The sequence below is a fragment of the Maribellus comscasis genome (genome assembly GCF_009762775.1).
Taxonomy (GTDB): domain Bacteria; phylum Bacteroidota; class Bacteroidia; order Bacteroidales; family Prolixibacteraceae; genus Draconibacterium; species Draconibacterium comscasis.
In genome coordinates, this window is record NZ_CP046401.1 from 44003 (window position 1) to 62453 (window position 18451).

The window sequence follows — 18451 nt, forward strand, 5'->3', positions numbered from 1 at the left end:
TGTCTTTCTTAATTTTACTTTTACCCGGTGTTTCGTTTTCCAAAAAGCCATTATATTCGCGTAGCCGTCAATTAAAAACAATTGAAACCATGCCGGAAAACACCCTGCAAAAAAAATTTAAGTTTACAGTTTCTTTTCTCTTTTTTATATATGGGAGCCTTTTTTTTCCATTTGTTATTTCAGGACAAACCCTTTACGGAAAAATCGTCAATGAGCAAAACGAACCTGTGCCTTATGCCACAATTTTTGTTTCAGAAACCCGTGAAGGAACCATTTCAAATGCTGATGGAAATTACAATCTGAATCTTGAAAAAGGCACTTATCATTTTTTAATTCGGTCACTCGGATATCAGCAAATTGAAAAAGAGATAACGCTGGCTTCCGACTCTCTGCTTTTTGATATCGTACTGTTGCAGCAGGAATATCAGATTAAAGAAATTAAAGTTTTTCCGGGAAAAGAAGACCCGGCCTATTATATTATCAGGAAAGCAATGGCAAATGCGGCCTATTTCCGGGAAAAAATAAAACATTATGAAGCCAATTTATATATAAAAAGCAATTTTACATTTACCAATATTCCCAAACTTTATCAAAACCGAATAGAGATAAATGATAAAAAACTTAAAGATGCTTTTAAGGAGGATGTAACCTATGTTATCGAATCGCAAAACAAAATAACTTATGATTATCCTGAAAGTTATAAACAGGAAGTGATAAGTAAAAAAACATCGCTTACTGGTTTTGATGAACCGCCGATGATGGGATTAATGACGTCCACTTTTTATGAAGAGCGACCGAATCAGGTTATTTCTCCCCTTTCAGCAACAGCGTTAAACCACTATAATTACGAATACCAGGGTTTTATAACGGTGGGAAAATTTGATGTTTTCAAAATAAAAGTTGAGCCCAAACGAAAAAGCGACGAATTGGTTTCCGGAACCATCTACATTGTAGATAAACTCTGGTGTATTTACAATATAGATTTTAATGCCCGAATCGAATTTTTTCACTACCGTATTAAACAACAATACGAAAATCTTGGAAATGAAAACTGGATGCCGGTTTCACACATTATTAACGGCAACTTTTCTCTGCTCGGCTTAAAAGGCAAATTTTATTATGGAGCAACTTTACAATACAAATCAGTTGAAGAAAACGAACTGGGTTCCAGCCAAACAGCAACAAAAATGCCAACGAACACACCCAAAAAAGAGGTAAATAAAAAAGAAATTGAACTAAGAAATGAAGTTGTGCGCTTAAGTTCAAAAGATGAATTAAGTAATAAAGATGTTCGTAAAGTTGCGCGTTTAAACCGCAAAATTTTAAAAGAGCAGTACCAGGATTCTACTTTTGCTTCTTCCTATAACAGTAATTACAACATTGAAGAAACAAAAGACACGCTTGCGAATGATACTTTTGCCTGGGATTCCGTCAGGACAATTCCCTTAACACCGGCTGAAATCAGCAGTTATGCAATGAGCGACTCACTGGTGAAAATGGAAACACAAAAACCCGATTCAACCACCGAATCAAAAACCGGCTTCAAAAATTCGGTAGCAATGAAAATTTTTACCGGATATCCTGATTTATACGGAGATTCAATTATCCGGGTCAGTTATCCGGGATTACTTGCAACAGAAAATGCCGATTATAATGCGGTTGATGGGTACAAATACAAACAATCTATTCGTTTTTTTGCCAATCTGGATTCTGGGAAATATGTCAGAGTGACACCCGAAATGGGTTATGCTTTTAACCGCAAAGCCATTTTCTGGTCGGTAAGTTCACATTTTCAAAATCTTTTGGCAAAAAACAATCAACTGGAAATATCATTTGGGAAAAAAAGCCGGGATTTTAAATTTAACGACCAGGGAATTAACCCTGACCTAAACTCAATCAGCTCCTGGTTTTTTGGCGAAAATTATATGCGACTGTATGAAACCGGATTTTTCCGTTTTAACATGGCCCAAAAAGCATTTAAAAATTTCTATCTAAAAGGCCTGGTCGATTACAACCACTTTTCTCCGCTGGAAAACAATGCGGGTTACACATTATCCGACAAAAAAGAGTTTTCACCCAATATTCCAAAAGGATTGAATGTAAACAGTCCTTTCCTGGAGGAACAAAAAAGTTTGATTTATGCTCTTGGATTAAGCTACCGGAAATACCAGCGAAAACCCTGGCTGCAAAGTTCCGGTTTCCTGATGATTTCTGATTATTATGATTTTCTACTTTCCTACAAACAAGGAGTTAAAGGAATTCTGAATTCAACGTCAGACTTCAGCCGCCTTGATTTTAAATTCCGACACCAGGCCAACCTCACTCCTACTTCCGGAATTGACTGGCAGTTGAGCACAGGGTACTTTTTTAACGCCAATCAGTTGCATTTTTCTCAATTCAAACACTTTCAAACATCCGAAATTGTTATTCCGTTTAAAAACTTCACACACACTTTTCAATTGCTGAACGATTATGAATTCAGCACCAGTGATAAATATATCAATGCGGGTTTTGAATTCCGGACAGAATACCTGTTGATGCGTTATTTATCGCTTTTTAACAAACGTACATGGAGCGAAAGTTTTCATTTAAACTATCTGAGCACTCCAACTCTGAATAATTACTGGGAAGCAGGCTACAGTTTAAACAACCTCTTTTTTATAGGTAATCTTGGCGTTTTTGCCGGTTTTAGTGAAAGCAGTTTTGAAAGTATTTCTGTTAAATTTTCTATCGCCGGCTTTTAATAATTCTTCGGACTGCAATTTTTTAACTTCATCATAAAACAGGATAAGCTAAAGTGCACTTTGCAAAAAACATGAGTTTAACAAACGAATCGTTCCAAATAAAAAAAATCCGCAAACGAACTCTCCTCATCGTATAAAACAAACATTCAACAACTTAAAACATCATCGGGCTTTCATAAATAAATTCCGGTTCAAATTTAATTCGTTCTCAGGCAATTTTTCAAGGGCAGGGAAATTTCATAAAAAATGAGGATTGTGAAGGCTCTGGTCAATCTCTACTTTTGACTTTTCCTAAAAGATGTTCCTAATGATTAAAAATTTTTACGTCCTTTTTATATTGGTTTTCTTTTGTTCCAAAATCCCGGCCCAACAAAAAACAGAAAACGAACCGCGGTTAAAAATTGGCGGCTATGGTGAAATAACCTATCAACGATATAACTATTCGGCAGATTTTAACCGCTACACCTATCCTGAAAATTTTACGGGGAATGAAAAACGGGCACAAACCGATGTTCCTCATCTTGTTTTTTCGCTCGAATATCTTTTTGACAATAACTGGAAACTGGGTTCAGAAATTGAATTTGAACACGGAGGCACAGCTTCGGAAGTTGAAATAGAAGCAGAAGAATTTGGCGAATATGAACAGGAAGTTGAAAAGGGTGGCGAAATCATTCTTGAGCAATTTTGGCTGGAAAAAAGTTTTAGTTCACGATTTAATATTCGCGCCGGACATATTATTGTTCCGGTTGGGATTACAAATTATCAACATTTACCGACAGAATATTTTACGGTTTTACGGCCGGAAGGAGAAAGTACGATTATCCCGCAAACCTGGCACGATAACGGCATCAGCATTTACGGGCGCCTTGGAATGTGGCGCTATGAAGCCCAGATTATTAATGGCTTGGATGTTGATGCATTTGGCTCGGCAAACTGGGTAAACGGCGGTAGTGTTTCACCTTATGAATATAAACTGGCAACCAATATGGCCGGAGTAGTCAGAATCGACAATTATTCGGTTAACGGACTACGATGGGCCCTTAGTGGATATGCAGGAAACAGTGCTCAGAACAGTTTAAAGGCCGACCGGTATGCCGGTTTAAACGGAACAGTACTTATCGGTTCAGTGGAAGCAGAATATAAAACGCACAACTTTTTAGCCAGAACAAATTTTATTTACGGGAATCTGTCTGAGTCGGCAGAAATATCAAAAATCAACAAAAATTTGCCCAATGCAGCGCCCTCGCCACATACCGATGTAGCCCAAAATGCTATGTCGGTGTTGGTGGAGGCCGGGTATGATATTTTTTCACTTGTGCCTGCGCAAAACGATAAGCTTTTCCTTTTTCTCCACTATACCTACTACAACTCAATGCAAAATACAGTTGAAGGTATGCTGGCTGATAAACGCTACAAAAGAAACTTATATACAGCCGGGATAAACTATTATCCTCTGCCCGAAATCGGAATAAAAGCGGAGTACAACATGCGTGTATTTGAAACGCCTTATAACCAGGAAAATACATTTAGCCTGGGCGTGATATTTTCAGGAATGTTTAACCATTAAAATATATTACTATGAAAAAATGTATCAATAATTTAGTATTGCTGGGTTTGCTCTTGTTTGTTAGTTATTCATGTGATAATGATGACGACATAACAGGCTCGGAACAAGACAATCTTCTGACAGAAATATTAACAGATTATACGGATAAAACTGTAATTGCTACCTATACTTCCATGGCTGACAATTCGATTCTGCTGACAACTGCGCTGGAAGAGTTTGAAGACGGAATCACCGATGAAGAAGTGGTTGCTGCTGCCAATGCATGGAAAGATACGCGTGAACACTGGGAGAAAAGTGAAGCCTTTTTATTTGGACCTGCCGCATTTAATAACCTTGACCCCCTGCTCGACACCTGGCCCCTGGATAAAAACCAACTTGACCAGGTATTAGCTGATGTTGAAAGTGGAGAAATAGAAATGAGTGCCGGCTATGTGCGCGACAATCTAGGAGCCTCTTTACGTGGTTTTCATGCTGTTGAATACCTGTTGTTCAGGGATGGCCAGGCAAGAACCGCAGCCGATATAACTGCAACAGAATATAGTTATTTAAAAGCCGTGGCCCTTATTCTTGCCCAGGACTGTATTACTCTTGAATCATGGTGGATTGGCACCGACAATCTTAGTGCCAACAAACAAAGTATCCTTGCAGAAGCAGAAATAGAAACCGGTGACGCATTTGGTGATGAAATAAAAAGTGCCGGGCTTGCCGGAAGTCGCTATAATACACAGTTCTCGGCCGTTGAAGAAATTATTCAGGGAGCGATGGACATTGCAGATGAAGTCGGGAATGCAAAAATCGCCGATCCGGTTGAATCCAAAAATGTTTTGGATGTTGAATCATGGTACAGTTGGAATTCGCTGACTGATTTTCAGAATAATATCAGAAGCATTGAAAATGCCTACCTGGGAGGAGCCGATGAAAATAACCGGGGAACAAGCATTTCTGCTTTTGTTGCCGACAATGATGCTTCGCTTGATACGGAAATAAAAACAAACATTACAACTGCACTTTCAAAGATCGATGCGATTGGGGAACCTTTCAGAAATAATCTTGACAATGAAAGTGGAACTTCTGAAGCAATTGCCGCCTGCACCGAGTTATTTGACTCCCTGCAAAAAATCAAAAATCTGCTTCAATAAAATTAAAAACCAAACCAAAAATGAAACTATTCTGTACAAAAAACATCTTTTTACTTCCTGTGGTTCTCCTTTTGGCTTCATGTGCAAAGGATGATACAATTGGGACACCAGAAGTTGAAGTCCTTGCAGAGGAATATTATTCAGGAGGGATCAATGGAACGGTTTTTAACGAAACATCAAAATGTTTCGAACAACCGTCGCCTGCTATTTCAGATCTTAATGCTTTCCTAAATGGAGAAGCCTTTTTTGAAGGCAGTTTTGTTTCAGATTCCGATGTACCTTTTGGAGGTTTGGGACCTGTTTATATTAAAACATCTTGTATTTCGTGTCATCCCGGATACGGAAGAGCACAACGTGTCGACGATTTTTCGATTGACCACGGAAACGGATATATTGCTTTTGTTCACATGCCCGATGGGTCAATTGTCCCCGGATTTACAGTAATGTTACAAACACACGCTGTTGCACCTTTTGTACCGCCAGCCGAAGGAGTTGACATAACGTGGAATCAGTTTGTAGATGAATATGGGAATAAATATCCTGACGGAACGCCATACAATGAGGGGAAGGCAATTGAAGGGACATTGATTTACCCAACTGCCGAACTTATAAATTGTATTATGGATTTACCGGCAGAATATAAAGTTTCCATCGAAGCAACCATAGGAATCTACGGAACCGGTTTACTGGATGCCATTGCCGATGAAAGTATAATTGATGAATACGAACGGCAACAGGCGATGGATGGCGTTATAAAGGGGCAGCACGGACCGTGGATTACCGAAAGTTTTGACGGAAAACAACACCTTGGAAAATTTACCTGGCATTGCAGTAGGGCTACCTTACAAAACGGACCGGGATACAACGCTTTGTACAGCATTTCAAATATTACAAGGGAAGACCGCCCCAATCTTTATGCAACTACACAATGGATGGAAAAACAACACGAACTCGGGATAGATACCACCGGATTACATGGCCCGCAGAAAGCAGAACTTTCTTATGATGATTTGCTTGATTTTATGGTCTGGCACAGAGGACTTGCTGTTCCTGCCGCCCGAAACCTCGATGATCCTGATGTGCAGCAAGGCAAAAATCTTTTTTATGAAGGGAAATGTGCAGAATGCCATAAACCCTCGTGGACAACTGGAGATTACGAATACATTCCCGAATATTCAAACCAAAAAATCTGGCCATACACCGATCTTCTGATGCATGACATGGGAGACGAAAACCAGGGCAGATTTCGTACTTACCGCACACCTCCGCTGTGGGGACGCGGATTAATGAACAAAGCAGCCAACCATACAGATATGTTCCATGATTTGCGCGCCCGCAATTTTGAAGAAGCTATTCTATGGCATTTTGGAGAAGCTGAAGATTCACGTGAATTTTTTAGAAACTTAGCAAAAGAAGACAGGAAAGCATTAATCCTGTTTTGTGCATCAATATAAATTGTTCGATGGAAAGAAAAATAACAATTGTACTTATGGTCTCTTTTCTTTTGTTATCCTGCGGTAAAGAAGAAAACGAAATCATCTCCTTTTCGCAGGATATCGCCCCATTTCTGGAAAATACATGCACTGCTTGTCACTACGGAGGAAGGCAGGAGCCAAATCTTCACGAAGAAGTAAGTTACAACCAGCTTACAGAAGGCGGATATGTAACTCCGGGAAAAGCAAACCAAAGTGCAATTGTTATTCAACTTGAAAACGGACACCCCGAAAATATTGACATACCTTCAAACCAGATAAAAATTTTAAAAGAATGGATAAACCAGGGAGCGGATAATAACTAGAATAAAATCATGAAGAGGTCAGCGTGCAGAGGATTATTTTTATTTTTTTTGATTGCTTTTTTTGCATCTTGTACAAAAGAAGTAGAAACAGTTCCAACTAAAATTGAAGGAGAAAAAGCCGGTGGAGAAACAACCGTTTATCTGCAAAGCAGCACAGCCATTTCAAGCCCGGCACCCAATTTAACAGCCGATAATCTTGAAAAACATTTAAAAGGGGATGCCGCTTTTGAGGATATATTTGTTTCAGGAGATTCTCCTGTAAACGGCGGGCTTGGCCCAATTTTCAACAACAATTCCTGTATTTCCTGTCACCCGGGCGACGGCCGTGCAGCCTTCCCAACCGGGCTTAATGATATCAGTGGATTTTTCTTTAAAATAAGTGTACCGGGTACGGATGAAAACAATGGCCCGGCACCGGTTCAAGGATTTGGAACGCAGTTGCAACATCAGGCCAATTATGGTTATGCCAAAGAAGCAGAAATGGCAGTCGAATATAAAAACATTGAAATGATTTTTGATGACGGCACTGCAATAACATTAAAAAAACCGGTTTATTCCATTATTAATCCTTACACAGCCTTACCTGCAAATGTAATGTTATCTCCGCGAATCGGAATGCCTGTTTTTGGACTCGGACTTCTGGAAGCAATTTCAGAGGATGATATACTTGCCAATGCAGATATGAATGATATGGATGGTGACGGAATATCGGGAAAACCAAATTATGTATGGGACCCTGTTTCGGAAACAACCGCTCTTGGCCGTTTTGGATGGAAAGCCGGAACACCCAGTGTTTTGGTGCAGTCGGCCGGAGCCTACAACGAAGATATGGGAGTTACAAATCCGGTAAAACCTGTGGAAAGTTCCTACGGTCAAACCAATGGCGACAACACTGAACATGCCGTTGAGTTAGATATGGAAACCCTCGACAATGTTACTTTTTATGCCATGACACTTGGTGTGCCGGCCGGAAGAAATTTTGATAACCCCGAAGTGATACAGGGTCGAAAATTGTTCGAAAAAATAAACTGTACAGCCTGTCATATTCCGTCATTCACCACGGGTCACATTGAAGGCATCCCGGAAATAAGTAATCAAAAAATATATCCCTACACTGACATGCTTTTACACGACATGGGCGACGGTCTGGCCGATAACAGACCCGAATATCTGGCAAATGGCAAAGAGTGGAAAACAAGACCACTGTGGGGAATCGGGCTTACCAATCTGGCCAACGGGCATACCCATTTTTTACACGATGGAAGAGCAGCCAACCTAACAGAAGCCATTTTGTGGCATGGTGGAGAAGCTGAAAAATCGAGAGACGAATTTATGAAACTGAGTAAATCGGAACGCGATGCTTTACTCACTTTTCTAAATGCACTTTAAAATGAAAATCCTTTTTATAAGCATATTGGCTCTTCTGTTTTTTGCTGAATTTCACACAAAGGAAAATCAACAAAAAGAACAGTTTCCTTTTTACAGAAATAAATTTTCATTGATACCGGCAATAAACAGAGAAACCGCTGATGACAGCACCATGTTGGTTGCAGACGCAGCACAAAACCCACTCTTTTATTGCCGCAACATATTTACTGAAGTTTGTAACACCGGAGAATGTAAACCTGCCGAACTTACTCTTTACTGGGATATAACCGGAAATTTCCTCGGCTTTTTAGTATCCGACGACAAGCCGTTGACAAAAATCGGGCACAGAGAATTTAACAAAAACGACTACTATCAGCTTTTTACCGTGTTAAATAATCCCTCTTCCAAACTCAGGGAAACAGGTGAAGAAAAACTGGTTCGCTTAAATGCACAAAAAACAGATGCAACCAGCGGCGCCACCATTTCGGTCAAAAATGAAACACTGGTAGCTGGTGGAGCATTTACCTGTTTTACCTTATGGAATATAGTTTACCACAAGAACAACAGGCTGGTAATGAATATTCATGAAACCATACATACCGGATTTAAAAATGATAAAAATGTGAACGACTGGAAAACCTATTTTTCAGACATTCAAAATACACATCCCGCTGAATTAACTATCGCTTTAAATACAGCAGATCAACAAAAAGTATTGCGTAAATTTAGTATTCAAACACTGCTAACAGAAAAATTACAAAACCTCTCTCCCATCCAGATTTTGTTAATCAACAATTACCTTAACCGGCAAAAATATGTTTATCCGGAAGCAAAAGAAGAGCTAAAAAATTGCAAAAAGCTGCAGGAAATATTTAAAAATATGGCAGGCCTTTCTGTTTCGCCTGAGTAACTTTTTTGAATATCGTTAGTTGATATAAAAAAAATTTGTATATCCTCATTTATTATGATGCCGGTTGGGAAATAAAAACTATTTTATTGCTTCCTCGGGTGTTATCAATTTATTCATTAAAGCATAAACCGTAAGCGCCGACACAGTTTTGACCCCAAGTTTTTCAGTAATATTTTTCCGATGGGTAATTACCGTATTGATGCTGATGTATAACTTGTCGGCAATTTCTTTGTTGGCTAATCCTCTTGCAACCTCTTTCAGCACTTCCGTTTCCCGGTCGCTTAAAATATCCTCGGCACCATTTACTGTCGATGTGTCGTCTCTTTCGCTAAAAAAATCCTGAAATTTCTCAAGTATTTCCTGCCGGTTGTCACTGTTGAGCACAAAATGACTGCACGGGCAATTTTCAATCACGCGGTTACCAATAATCAGTATTTTGCTCTTACCGTATTTTCTTGAAATATTCTTAAGGTACTCCGATTCCGGCTTTACCAATAATGACTGTTCTATGATTAAATACGATTTCGCCCCGGCTGGAATAACAGAATCGAGCTCATCCAAATGAGCAAGTTCCTTGTACTCCGGCTCGATACCAATTACGCTTAAGAATGTTTTGATCCCAAGCCTTGTTAAAACCTGCGAAACTGCAATAACTACTGTTATTTTCTTAATTTGATACGCCACTTTTTTTCAGAATACTTTGTTCAAAAGATTTGACTTTGGGAACCAGCACTTTCTCCTCAATACGGGAATGGTCATTCAAATCAATTTCTACCCGAAACAGTTCCATAAGTAATTTCTGTACCAATTCAACATTATCGTGCGGAGGCAGATATTTAATAATCAGGTTTTTAAGATCATTAAGTTTTATTTCCAGATTATCATGTTGTCTCTCGTATTCTTCAATCGGCTCATTAATAATTCTTTCAATAAGTTCTTCGGCTACATTTCCGGAATCGATAGCCTGTCCAATTTGTTCTATGTAAGGAAAAACATCATCCTCTTCGTGTGAAAAATGCAAATCAATTTCTTCTACATATTTTTTAAAAAAATCATCAAGCAACTTGATATTTTTACTGTTCTCTTCCGGAGCAGAATTCATCAGTTCATCAATAAAAACCTGAATTTCAGGTATTTTAACTTTTTGAAAATAACGATGTGTATTAACCAAATAAGCTATAATATCGGAAAACGAAAAGTCTCTCAGTTTTTCTGTTGGAAAATAATCCCGGTTATGATAAGCATTCACAATCTCAAGAAAAAACCAGGTGTTTATGTTATATTGCCGACATACCTCCTCAACCGTTTTATTCCTAAAACCGTATTTTATACCAAATCTCCCCAACACCGGTATTAATAAATAATTATGATAAACGATATCGGCCATTTTCATTTGTGCCGAAAATAATGTGTATTTACTCATCGAACTAAAATTTATGGTTACGAAGTAAACAATAAAAATAAATCCTTAAAATCCCAATTTGTTGCTATTTTTTATCCCCGGCACATTATGAAATAACTAAATTGGGCAGAAAGAAATTTGGCATCTTTCTGAAAAGAGATAAATTAGCAACTTCCTATTAAAAATGTAAAAGACAAAACGTGAAAATAATAAAATTAAAACTTCACTGGCAAATACTAATTGCATTAATCCTTTCTGTATTTTTTGGATATTTTGTGCCCGATGGGGTTAAATATGTTGCGTGGATGGGCGATATTTTTCTAAGGGCCTTAAAAATGGTGATTATACCTCTCATTTTTAGCTCAATAATTAGTGGTGTCACAAGTATGGGGGAAGGAAAAAACCTCGGCCGGCTCGGACTGAAAACACTCACCTACTATCTGGGAACAAGTACACTTGCGATTGTTACCGGCTTGTTTGTTGTAAATATTGTAAAACCCGGAATAGGTGTTGAAATGGGTTTTACCCAATCGGTTGAAGGGCTGGCTGAAAATGCAGGTTCGGTAAAAGACATTTTTTATCGTTTAATCCCCGACAATGTTGTTGACGCAATGGCGCAGGGCTCTATTTTATCGGTGATTTTCTTCGCGGTGATTTTTGGTTTTTTTATCACCAAAGTTGAAGGAAAATATAAAGACTCGCTGACTACTTTTTTTGATGCCATCTTTGAGGTGATGATGAAAATAACCTTGTTCATTATAAAATTTACACCATTTGGAATTTTTGGTATTGTTGCCCGCGAAGTTGCCCGCAACTCGGATCAGCTAGCAAGTATTGCAGGGAGTTTGGCCATTTACAGTCTCTGTGTTTTTGTTGCTCTTATGATACATGCTTTTGTTTCTCTGCCTTTAATTGTTCGTTTTATAGGAAAAGCCAGGCCATTTGCCCACATGAAAAATATGATTACCCCGCTGCTAACCGCTTTCTCCACATCTTCATCAAGTGCTACGTTGCCGCTGACGATGGATGCTTTGGAGAATAACAGCGGTGTATCAAATAAAATATCAAGTTTTACATTGCCGCTTGGAGCCACAATAAATATGGATGGTACCGCACTTTACGAGTGTATTGCGGCCATGTTTATCGCACAGGTTTACGGCGTTGAACTGAGTATCGCCCAGCAGGCATTGGTAGTAGTCACAGCTTTACTTGCATCGATTGGTGCTGCCGGAATTCCAATGGCCGGACTGGTAATGATAACTGTTGTATTAACTGCCGTGGGACTGCCACTGGAAGGAATTGGATTGATTCTGGCAGTAGACCGGATTCTGGATATGATTCGTACTTCTGTTAACGTTTGGAGCGACAGTTGTGGTGCAGTAACCATTGCCCGTTCAGAGAATGAGGAAACCAGCGTTGCCATTTAGCAACGTTTTGTCAGTGTAAAACAGGATTTAATCTGCAAAACAAAACTTATCATCTGCAAGCGGCAATTGCAGAATTAATTGTATAAATGGCAGAAAGTCAGTATTTTTTTCAGGGAAAAAGTTTACCATTGTGTAAAAGTTACAATATTGTTTAAATGAAAATCTTTAAATATCGGATTTTAAACCATATCCTTTTTTGGATATTTATTTATGCATTTTACACCATACCTTTTATTTTGTCGTATGGATTTGAAACCGATGCTTTTATAAATCTGATTTATCTACCGTTTGATATTCTCACGGTTTATTTTGTTATTAGCTTTTTGATTCCCCGTTTTTTTATCAACAACCGCAATCTCCCTGTGCTTTTAATTGGTGTGTTAACCGCTTTTACACTTAATATTCTTATTTCCAGATATATCAATTTTGTAATACAACCGCGGCTTGGTTTTTGGGTAAGCCGGAAAGCTCTAACAGTAGAACTTTTTTACTCACTTCTTTCCAATTTTATGATTGTCGGAACTGCTTCCGCTCTGAAACTATTTAGTTACTCTACAAAAATACAACTCAACCAATCGGAGCTGGAAAGAAAGACAGTACAATCTGAATTAGGTATTTTACGCTCACAGGTAAATCCGCATTTTTTGTTTAATGTTTTGAACAACATTGATGCATTAATCTTCGAAGACAAAGAGAAAGCTTCAAATGCCATATTCCTGCTTTCAAAAATTATGCGTTATATGTTACAGGAGTCTGCCGAAGAAAAAGTCAGGCTGGATAGGGAACTAACTTATATCGAGGATTATCTTGAACTGGCCAAACTGAGTTTTGAGAATCCTAAATTTTTAAAGTTTGAGACAACAGGTTCCTCTGCCCGCAAATTGATTCCGCCACTTCTGTTTATACCGATTATCGAAAATGCAGTAAAACACTGTAACAAACAGGTAAAATCGCCCGGCATTCAGATTTCATTCAAAATTGAAAATGAATTTATTGAATTAAAAACCTCAAACCATGTCAAACGAAACGATTTTAAACTACCCGATAACAGCAGCGGCAACGGACTAAAAATAGTGAGAAAAAGACTAAAACTCATTTACGGAGAAAATTTCATTTTTGATATTAATCGCGATATGGATAAATTTGATGTTTACCTAAAAGTACCTTTATCATGAAAATGAATTGTATTGCCGTTGACGACGAAATTTTGGCCCTGAAAAAAATAAAAAGGTACGCAGATAAGATTGATTATTTAAATCTGCTGGGAACTTTTGACAATGCCCTCTCTACATTTTCATTTCTTCGTGAAAATAAAATCGACCTCATTTTCCTCGATATACAAATGGACGAATTTACAGGTATCCAGCTTCTGGAGACGATAAAAGATCCGCCCTATGTAATTTTAACCACAGCCTACGATGAATATGCTTTAAAAGCCTACGAACTGGATGTGATGGATTATCTTTTAAAACCTATCCCTTTTGAACGTTTCGTAAAGGCGGTGGAAAAAGTATATGCCCGTTTCCTGAGAGAGGCCACCCACAAAAACCACCAGACTTCAGGTGAAGTTCATCAAACTGCAACAGCCCCCGATTATACATTTATAAAATCGGGGAATAAAACGGTAAAAGTTTATTTTAATAAAATTCTGTACATTGAAGGGATGCGCGATTATCTTCAAATTCACACAGAGGACAGTAAAATAATGACCTTGCTAAATTTCAAAACCATACAGGAGGTACTTGACCCAAAAAAATTTATCAGAGTGCATAAATCGTATATTATTGCCATTGACAAAATCGACTACATTGAAAATAACGCAATAAAAATAAAGAACAAACTCATTCCCGTAAGCAACAGCTATAAAGTGCCATTTTTTAATATGCTGAATAAAAAGAATTTTATTTAACCTGAACTGTCGCGCATCGATGCCCTAAATCACAACAACCTAAGGTACAACCAACAACAATACTTTAACCTATTACAAAATTAAAACTGACCTCTTCTGTTGATTCAGTTAAAAATACCACCTGTGATTTACTCCGGCCTCCACAAAATTCATCTCTCAGTTATCCGGGGGAATACGCTCATTTTAATTCTTTTGAAACAAGCGGCGTCAACAATTCTCAGGCAAAAATAAATTTTACATTTTTTAATATTTGAAATTTTATTGAAATCCCTATTTTTGCACGTGTTTGCAAAATCAGAAAACCTAACAAAATGGAATTAAAAAAATTGAAATTCGTTATTTTTTTACTGGCCATTTTAATTGGTCTAACCAATTGTAAAAAACATAACAACGACATCGTTTATAATAAAAAGTATATCGATGCGATAAAAAAGGCCAGAAAAGATTTTAGTTTTTACCTGACAAGCAATTCTATCCCCGGGGGATCAATTGCCATTTCAAAGGGAGGAGAACTCGTTTACTCGGAAGCCATGGGACTTGCGTCGAAAGATTTGGATGTTCCGGCAACCCGCAACACAAAGTTTAGAATTGGTTCGTTAACCGAACTTTTCACCTCTCTTACTTATCAGTTACTTGTTGAAAAAGGGACACTTCATCCCGATTCTTCTGTTCAGTACTATATGCCTGAATTCCCTGAAAAGAAATATAAAATCACACTGGAGAATCTTGTCAATAACACTTCAGGGATGCGCCCGGAAGGCTCCGGCAAAGAATACACAAACAAATTTAACCTTAGTCTGCAAAAAGGAATCGACTCCTTTAAGGACGACTCATTGATGGCGGAGCCCGGATATTACCAGTACGCTTCTTCTTTGAATTACAATCTTCTTGGGGCCGTAATGGAAAAAGCAACCCACAAAAACTTTGAAAAAATTGTTAAGGAATTGGTAACGGATACATTACATTTGGAAAATACAGTTTTTGACCACCCCCTTGGAACGATAAAAGGACGGAGTGATTTTTACGACCACAATATCGTTGCGTTGCTCATCAATGCCATCTCCATTGATTTACGCTCACAGGCTCCTTCAAAAGGCTTATTGTCCAATGCAGAAGATTTGGTAAAGTTGGGAAACGCCTTTTTATTTTCCGACTATATTTCTGAAGATATAAAAAAACGGATTTTTTCTCTTTCTACATTAAAATCGGGGCTTCTGGCCCAAAACAGCAATGGTTGGTTAGTTCTTGAAGATAATTACGGAAGAGAAGTTTACGCCAGAACAGGCTCAGTCGTTGGTGGTGGAGCTACAATCCTGATTTTTCCGGAAGAAGAACTCATTGTTGCCTGTACTGTCAATACCACAATGGATATGCAGGAGCCACCGGATTATAAAATAGCAACTTATTTTTTACCTGAACCTGAAAAGCCTCAGCAGACACCCGGTGAAGCTTCGGATTCAACTGCGACGGATAAATAGTTCGGGTTTTCTCTAAAAAGTTATAAATTAGAGTTGAAATTAGAATTCTATGGAGACTCTTATTTTGCTGGGAGTAATTTTGGGGCTTGCTGCAGGTGCGGTAATTTCGATGTATTACTACAAATACAAAAACACGCAACAACTAAAAGAACAGTCAGCAGTATTACTAAAACAAATAAAACAGGTTTTTAAACTGGTTACTGTCGAGGGCGAATTTTCGGAGATATTTACCCACCGAAACGGAAAAAATATATTCTTTAACCTCTTGCAGCTGGAGAAAAAAGTAATCCTTATTGTAAAGGCCAGGGTAATGGTTGGCTTTGATCTAACGCAGATCGACATCAAGATTGATTCATCAAACAAAAAAATACGGCTATCAAAATTCCCTCATCCTCAAATTATTAGCATTGACACAGATCTCGAATACTACGATATTCAGAAAGGGATAGTAAATAAACTTTCAGAAAAAGACTTGACTGATATCTCAAAAAAATCAAAAGATTTTATCCGGGAAAAGGTAGATGAAAGTGATTTGTATTTGATTGCGGAAAACCAGGTAAAAGAAACCATTGAATTTATCAGTCAACTCGCAAATTCAGTAGGCTGGGAAATGGTAACAGAAAAACCACCTGAGAAACTGCCTGAATCCAATAAAACAAAACATTAACAGCTACACTTTACACAAGTTTGCGATTGGGGCATAATTAACAAACGACCAATCGGAATGGGTGCTTTACACTGAATACAAATTCCAAAATTCTCTTCATCAATTTTTGAAAGTGCAAACTTTAGTTTATCCAGCTTTTCCCTGGCTTTTCTCAATGCTGCTTCCGTAACACTTTTGTTGTTAATGGCGTCCATTCGCGAAATACGGCCGATTGCATTTTCCGGCTCAATCGGTTGCGTTAGTTCGATGTATTCAGAAATCAACTTTTCTGTTTTCTGAATTTCAGATTTAATTTTTTGTCTTATTTCAGGTTTGTTAAGCTCCGGCATTTGTTTTTTCTTATGAAAACAACGAATCAACAAATTCCCGTCTCCTGAAAATCTGAAGATGTTCCATTTTTTCGCCAATGCCAATATACTTAACGGGAATTTTAAACTGGTCAGAAATTCCAATCACAACCCCTCCTTTTGCAGTTCCGTCAAGTTTTGTCAGCGCCATTGCTGTCACTTCTGTGGCTTTTGTAAATTGTTTAGCCTGCTCAAAAGCGTTTTGTCCGGTAGAACCATCCAGAATTAAAAGAACTTCATGTGGTGCGTCGGGTACAATTTTTTGCATCACTTTTTTAATCTTCGAAAGTTCATTCATCAGATTAATTTTATTGTGAAGGCGCCCGGCGGTGTCGACTATAACAACATCAGCACCACTTGCTTTTGCCGAAGAAAGTGTATCGTAGGCGACCGACGCCGGGTCGGATCCCATTTTTTGTTTTACAATAGGAACATCAACACGTTGGGCCCAAACTTCCAATTGTTCAATCGCAGCAGCGCGGAATGTATCTGCAGCTCCAAGTATTACTTTTTTACCGGCCTGTTTAAAGTTGTAAGCCAGTTTTCCAATTGTTGTTGTTTTTCCCACACCATTTACTCCAACCACCATAATTACATACGGACCTTCAGTTTGAGGCAATTCAAAATCATCAACGTCTTCCGTGTTATTTTCTTCCAAAAGAGCAGCAATTTCCTCTTTTAAAATATTGTTGAGTTCGCCAACTCCCATATATTTATCCCGGGAAACCCGTTCTTCAATTCGTTCAATAATTTTAAGAGTTGTATCAACACCAACATCAGAAGTAATCAGAACTTCTTCCAGGTTGTCCAGTACCTCGTCGTCAACTTTAGATTTACCAACAACGGCACGGCTTAATTTTTTAAATACACTCTCTTTGGTTTTTGAAAGCCCCTGGTCGAGGGATTCTTTTTTATTTTTACTGAAACTTCCGAATAAGGCCATATTCTATATATTAGAGGAGTAAAAATAACAATTTTTAAATTACGCAGTCAGCCCAAAATAAATACAAAAAAAGCTTCCACCATTGATGAAAGCTTTTTCTGTTCTGTAGGCATTTTCCCGATTTCGGGATTATTTTTTAAAATAATTTTTTACGTCGTCGTTCGGAACCACTTCTTCTTTAAAAGAATATGCGCCGGTTTTTTCCGATTTCACCATTTTAATTACTTTGGCATAACCTTTACCAGCACCTTTTTGTAATGTAGCAACCGCTTTCTTTGCCATAACTTATTCTATTTTATTTCTTTATGAACTGTAACCTTTTTTAATACCGGGTTGTATTTTTTCAACTCCATACGTTCAGGCGTATTTTTTCTGTTCTTGGTAGTAATGTACCTTGAAGTTCCCGGCATACCACTGTCTTTGTGCTCTGTACACTCCAGAATAACCTGAATCCTGTTACCTTTTCCTTTTTTTGCCATTTCTAAATATCTTTAATATTTATCAATATAACCTTTCTCAACTGCGCTCTGCAATGCAGCTTTTACTCCGTTTTTATTTATAGTGCGGATTCCTGCTGCAGAAACCGTTAAATTTACCCAGCGATTTTCCTCCGGTAAATAAAATTTCTTTTTGAACAGGTTGACATCGAACGTTCTTTTTGTTCTTCTTTTTGAGTGAGATACATTATTTCCCACCAATGCTTTTTTCCCTGTTATTTGACAAACTCGTGACATTTCCTTTTTATTTCTATA

The 18451-nt window shown here is 38.1% G+C and carries 19 protein-coding genes; 12 read left to right on the forward strand and 7 right to left on the reverse strand.

Annotated features, from left to right (window positions below; all coding sequences use genetic code 11):
• Positions 1–89: 89 nt before the first annotated feature.
• The 7 genes from GM418_RS00200 to GM418_RS00230 all read left to right on the forward strand — a co-directional run bounded on the left by GM418_RS00200 (position 90) and on the right by GM418_RS00230 (position 9526).
• Complete coding sequence (locus tag GM418_RS00200; RefSeq protein WP_158861981.1) at positions 90–2744, forward strand: DUF5686 and carboxypeptidase regulatory-like domain-containing protein; 2655 nt, start codon at positions 90–92, stop codon at positions 2742–2744.
• 307 nt (positions 2745–3051) lie between these two features.
• Positions 3052–4311, forward strand: a complete 1260-nt coding sequence (locus tag GM418_RS00205) for a hypothetical protein (protein WP_158861983.1) — start codon at positions 3052–3054, stop codon at positions 4309–4311.
• Positions 4312–4322: 11 nt separating this feature from the next.
• A complete protein-coding gene (locus GM418_RS00210; RefSeq protein ID WP_158861985.1) occupies positions 4323–5450 on the forward strand; it encodes an imelysin family protein in 1128 nt (375 codons plus the stop codon).
• Positions 5451–5470: 20 nt separating this feature from the next.
• On the forward strand, positions 5471–6904 hold the full coding sequence (locus tag GM418_RS00215; protein WP_158861986.1) for a di-heme oxidoredictase family protein: 1434 nt from the start codon (positions 5471–5473) through the stop codon (positions 6902–6904).
• 8 nt (positions 6905–6912) lie between these two features.
• Positions 6913–7248, forward strand: coding sequence for a hypothetical protein (locus GM418_RS00220; RefSeq protein WP_158861988.1), 336 nt, complete (start codon positions 6913–6915; stop codon positions 7246–7248).
• Positions 7249–7257: 9 nt separating this feature from the next.
• Positions 7258–8637, forward strand: coding sequence for a di-heme oxidoreductase family protein (locus GM418_RS00225; protein WP_158861990.1), 1380 nt, complete (start codon positions 7258–7260; stop codon positions 8635–8637).
• Position 8638: 1 nt separating this feature from the next.
• Positions 8639–9526, forward strand: a complete 888-nt coding sequence (locus GM418_RS00230; protein ID WP_158861992.1) for a hypothetical protein — start codon at positions 8639–8641, stop codon at positions 9524–9526.
• Between the two features lie 78 nt (positions 9527–9604).
• Here GM418_RS00230 and GM418_RS00235 read toward each other — a convergent pair whose 3' ends face one another.
• Together GM418_RS00235 and GM418_RS00240 are read right to left on the reverse strand one after the other, a co-directional pair.
• Complete coding sequence (locus tag GM418_RS00235; protein WP_217447667.1) at positions 9605–10210, reverse strand: response regulator transcription factor; 606 nt, start codon at positions 10208–10210, stop codon at positions 9605–9607.
• A complete protein-coding gene (locus tag GM418_RS00240) occupies positions 10194–10949 on the reverse strand; it encodes a hemerythrin domain-containing protein (RefSeq protein WP_158861994.1) in 756 nt (251 codons plus the stop codon). The genes GM418_RS00235 and GM418_RS00240 overlap by 17 nt, the downstream gene beginning before the upstream one ends.
• A gap of 179 nt (positions 10950–11128) precedes the next feature.
• On the opposite strand from GM418_RS00240, the gene GM418_RS00245 reads away from it, so the two are divergent.
• The 5 genes from GM418_RS00245 (at position 11129) to GM418_RS00265 (ending at position 16409) form a co-directional block, all read left to right on the forward strand.
• Entirely contained in the window at positions 11129–12355 is a 1227-nt protein-coding gene (locus GM418_RS00245; protein ID WP_158861996.1) for a dicarboxylate/amino acid:cation symporter, read from the forward strand.
• A 155-nt stretch (positions 12356–12510) separates the two neighbouring features.
• Complete coding sequence (locus GM418_RS00250) at positions 12511–13530, forward strand: sensor histidine kinase (RefSeq protein WP_158861998.1); 1020 nt, start codon at positions 12511–12513, stop codon at positions 13528–13530.
• Entirely contained in the window at positions 13527–14264 is a 738-nt protein-coding gene (locus tag GM418_RS00255) for a LytR/AlgR family response regulator transcription factor (protein WP_217447668.1), read from the forward strand. The genes GM418_RS00250 and GM418_RS00255 overlap by 4 nt, the downstream gene beginning before the upstream one ends.
• Before the next feature lie 311 nt (positions 14265–14575).
• The gene (locus tag GM418_RS00260) at positions 14576–15742 is read left to right on the forward strand and encodes a serine hydrolase domain-containing protein (RefSeq protein ID WP_158862000.1); all 1167 of its coding nucleotides are present in this window, start codon (positions 14576–14578) and stop codon (positions 15740–15742) included.
• A 49-nt stretch (positions 15743–15791) separates the two neighbouring features.
• Positions 15792–16409 (forward strand): DUF4230 domain-containing protein, encoded by a 618-nt coding sequence (locus GM418_RS00265; protein ID WP_158862002.1) that lies wholly within the window; start codon positions 15792–15794, stop codon positions 16407–16409.
• On the opposite strand, the gene GM418_RS00270 is transcribed toward GM418_RS00265, so the two are convergent.
• The 5 genes from GM418_RS00270 to rpmB form a co-directional block, all read right to left on the reverse strand.
• The gene (locus GM418_RS00270) at positions 16406–16738 is read right to left on the reverse strand and encodes a TraR/DksA family transcriptional regulator (protein WP_158862004.1); all 333 of its coding nucleotides are present in this window, start codon (positions 16736–16738) and stop codon (positions 16406–16408) included. The two genes, GM418_RS00265 and GM418_RS00270, sit on opposite strands and share 4 nt — an antisense overlap.
• Positions 16739–16748: 10 nt before the next feature.
• Complete coding sequence (gene ftsY / locus GM418_RS00275; RefSeq protein WP_158862006.1) at positions 16749–17699, reverse strand: signal recognition particle-docking protein FtsY; 951 nt, start codon at positions 17697–17699, stop codon at positions 16749–16751.
• A 129-nt stretch (positions 17700–17828) separates the two neighbouring features.
• A complete protein-coding gene (locus tag GM418_RS00280; RefSeq protein ID WP_158862008.1) occupies positions 17829–17981 on the reverse strand; it encodes a DUF4295 domain-containing protein in 153 nt (50 codons plus the stop codon).
• A gap of 8 nt (positions 17982–17989) precedes the next feature.
• The gene (gene rpmG / locus GM418_RS00285) at positions 17990–18178 is read right to left on the reverse strand and encodes a 50S ribosomal protein L33 (protein WP_158862010.1); all 189 of its coding nucleotides are present in this window, start codon (positions 18176–18178) and stop codon (positions 17990–17992) included.
• A gap of 12 nt (positions 18179–18190) precedes the next feature.
• Positions 18191–18433 carry a 50S ribosomal protein L28 gene (gene rpmB / locus GM418_RS00290; protein ID WP_158862012.1) on the reverse strand — a complete coding sequence of 81 codons (243 nt, stop codon included), beginning with the start codon at positions 18431–18433 and terminating at the stop codon, positions 18191–18193.
• Positions 18434–18451: the final 18 nt, after the last annotated feature.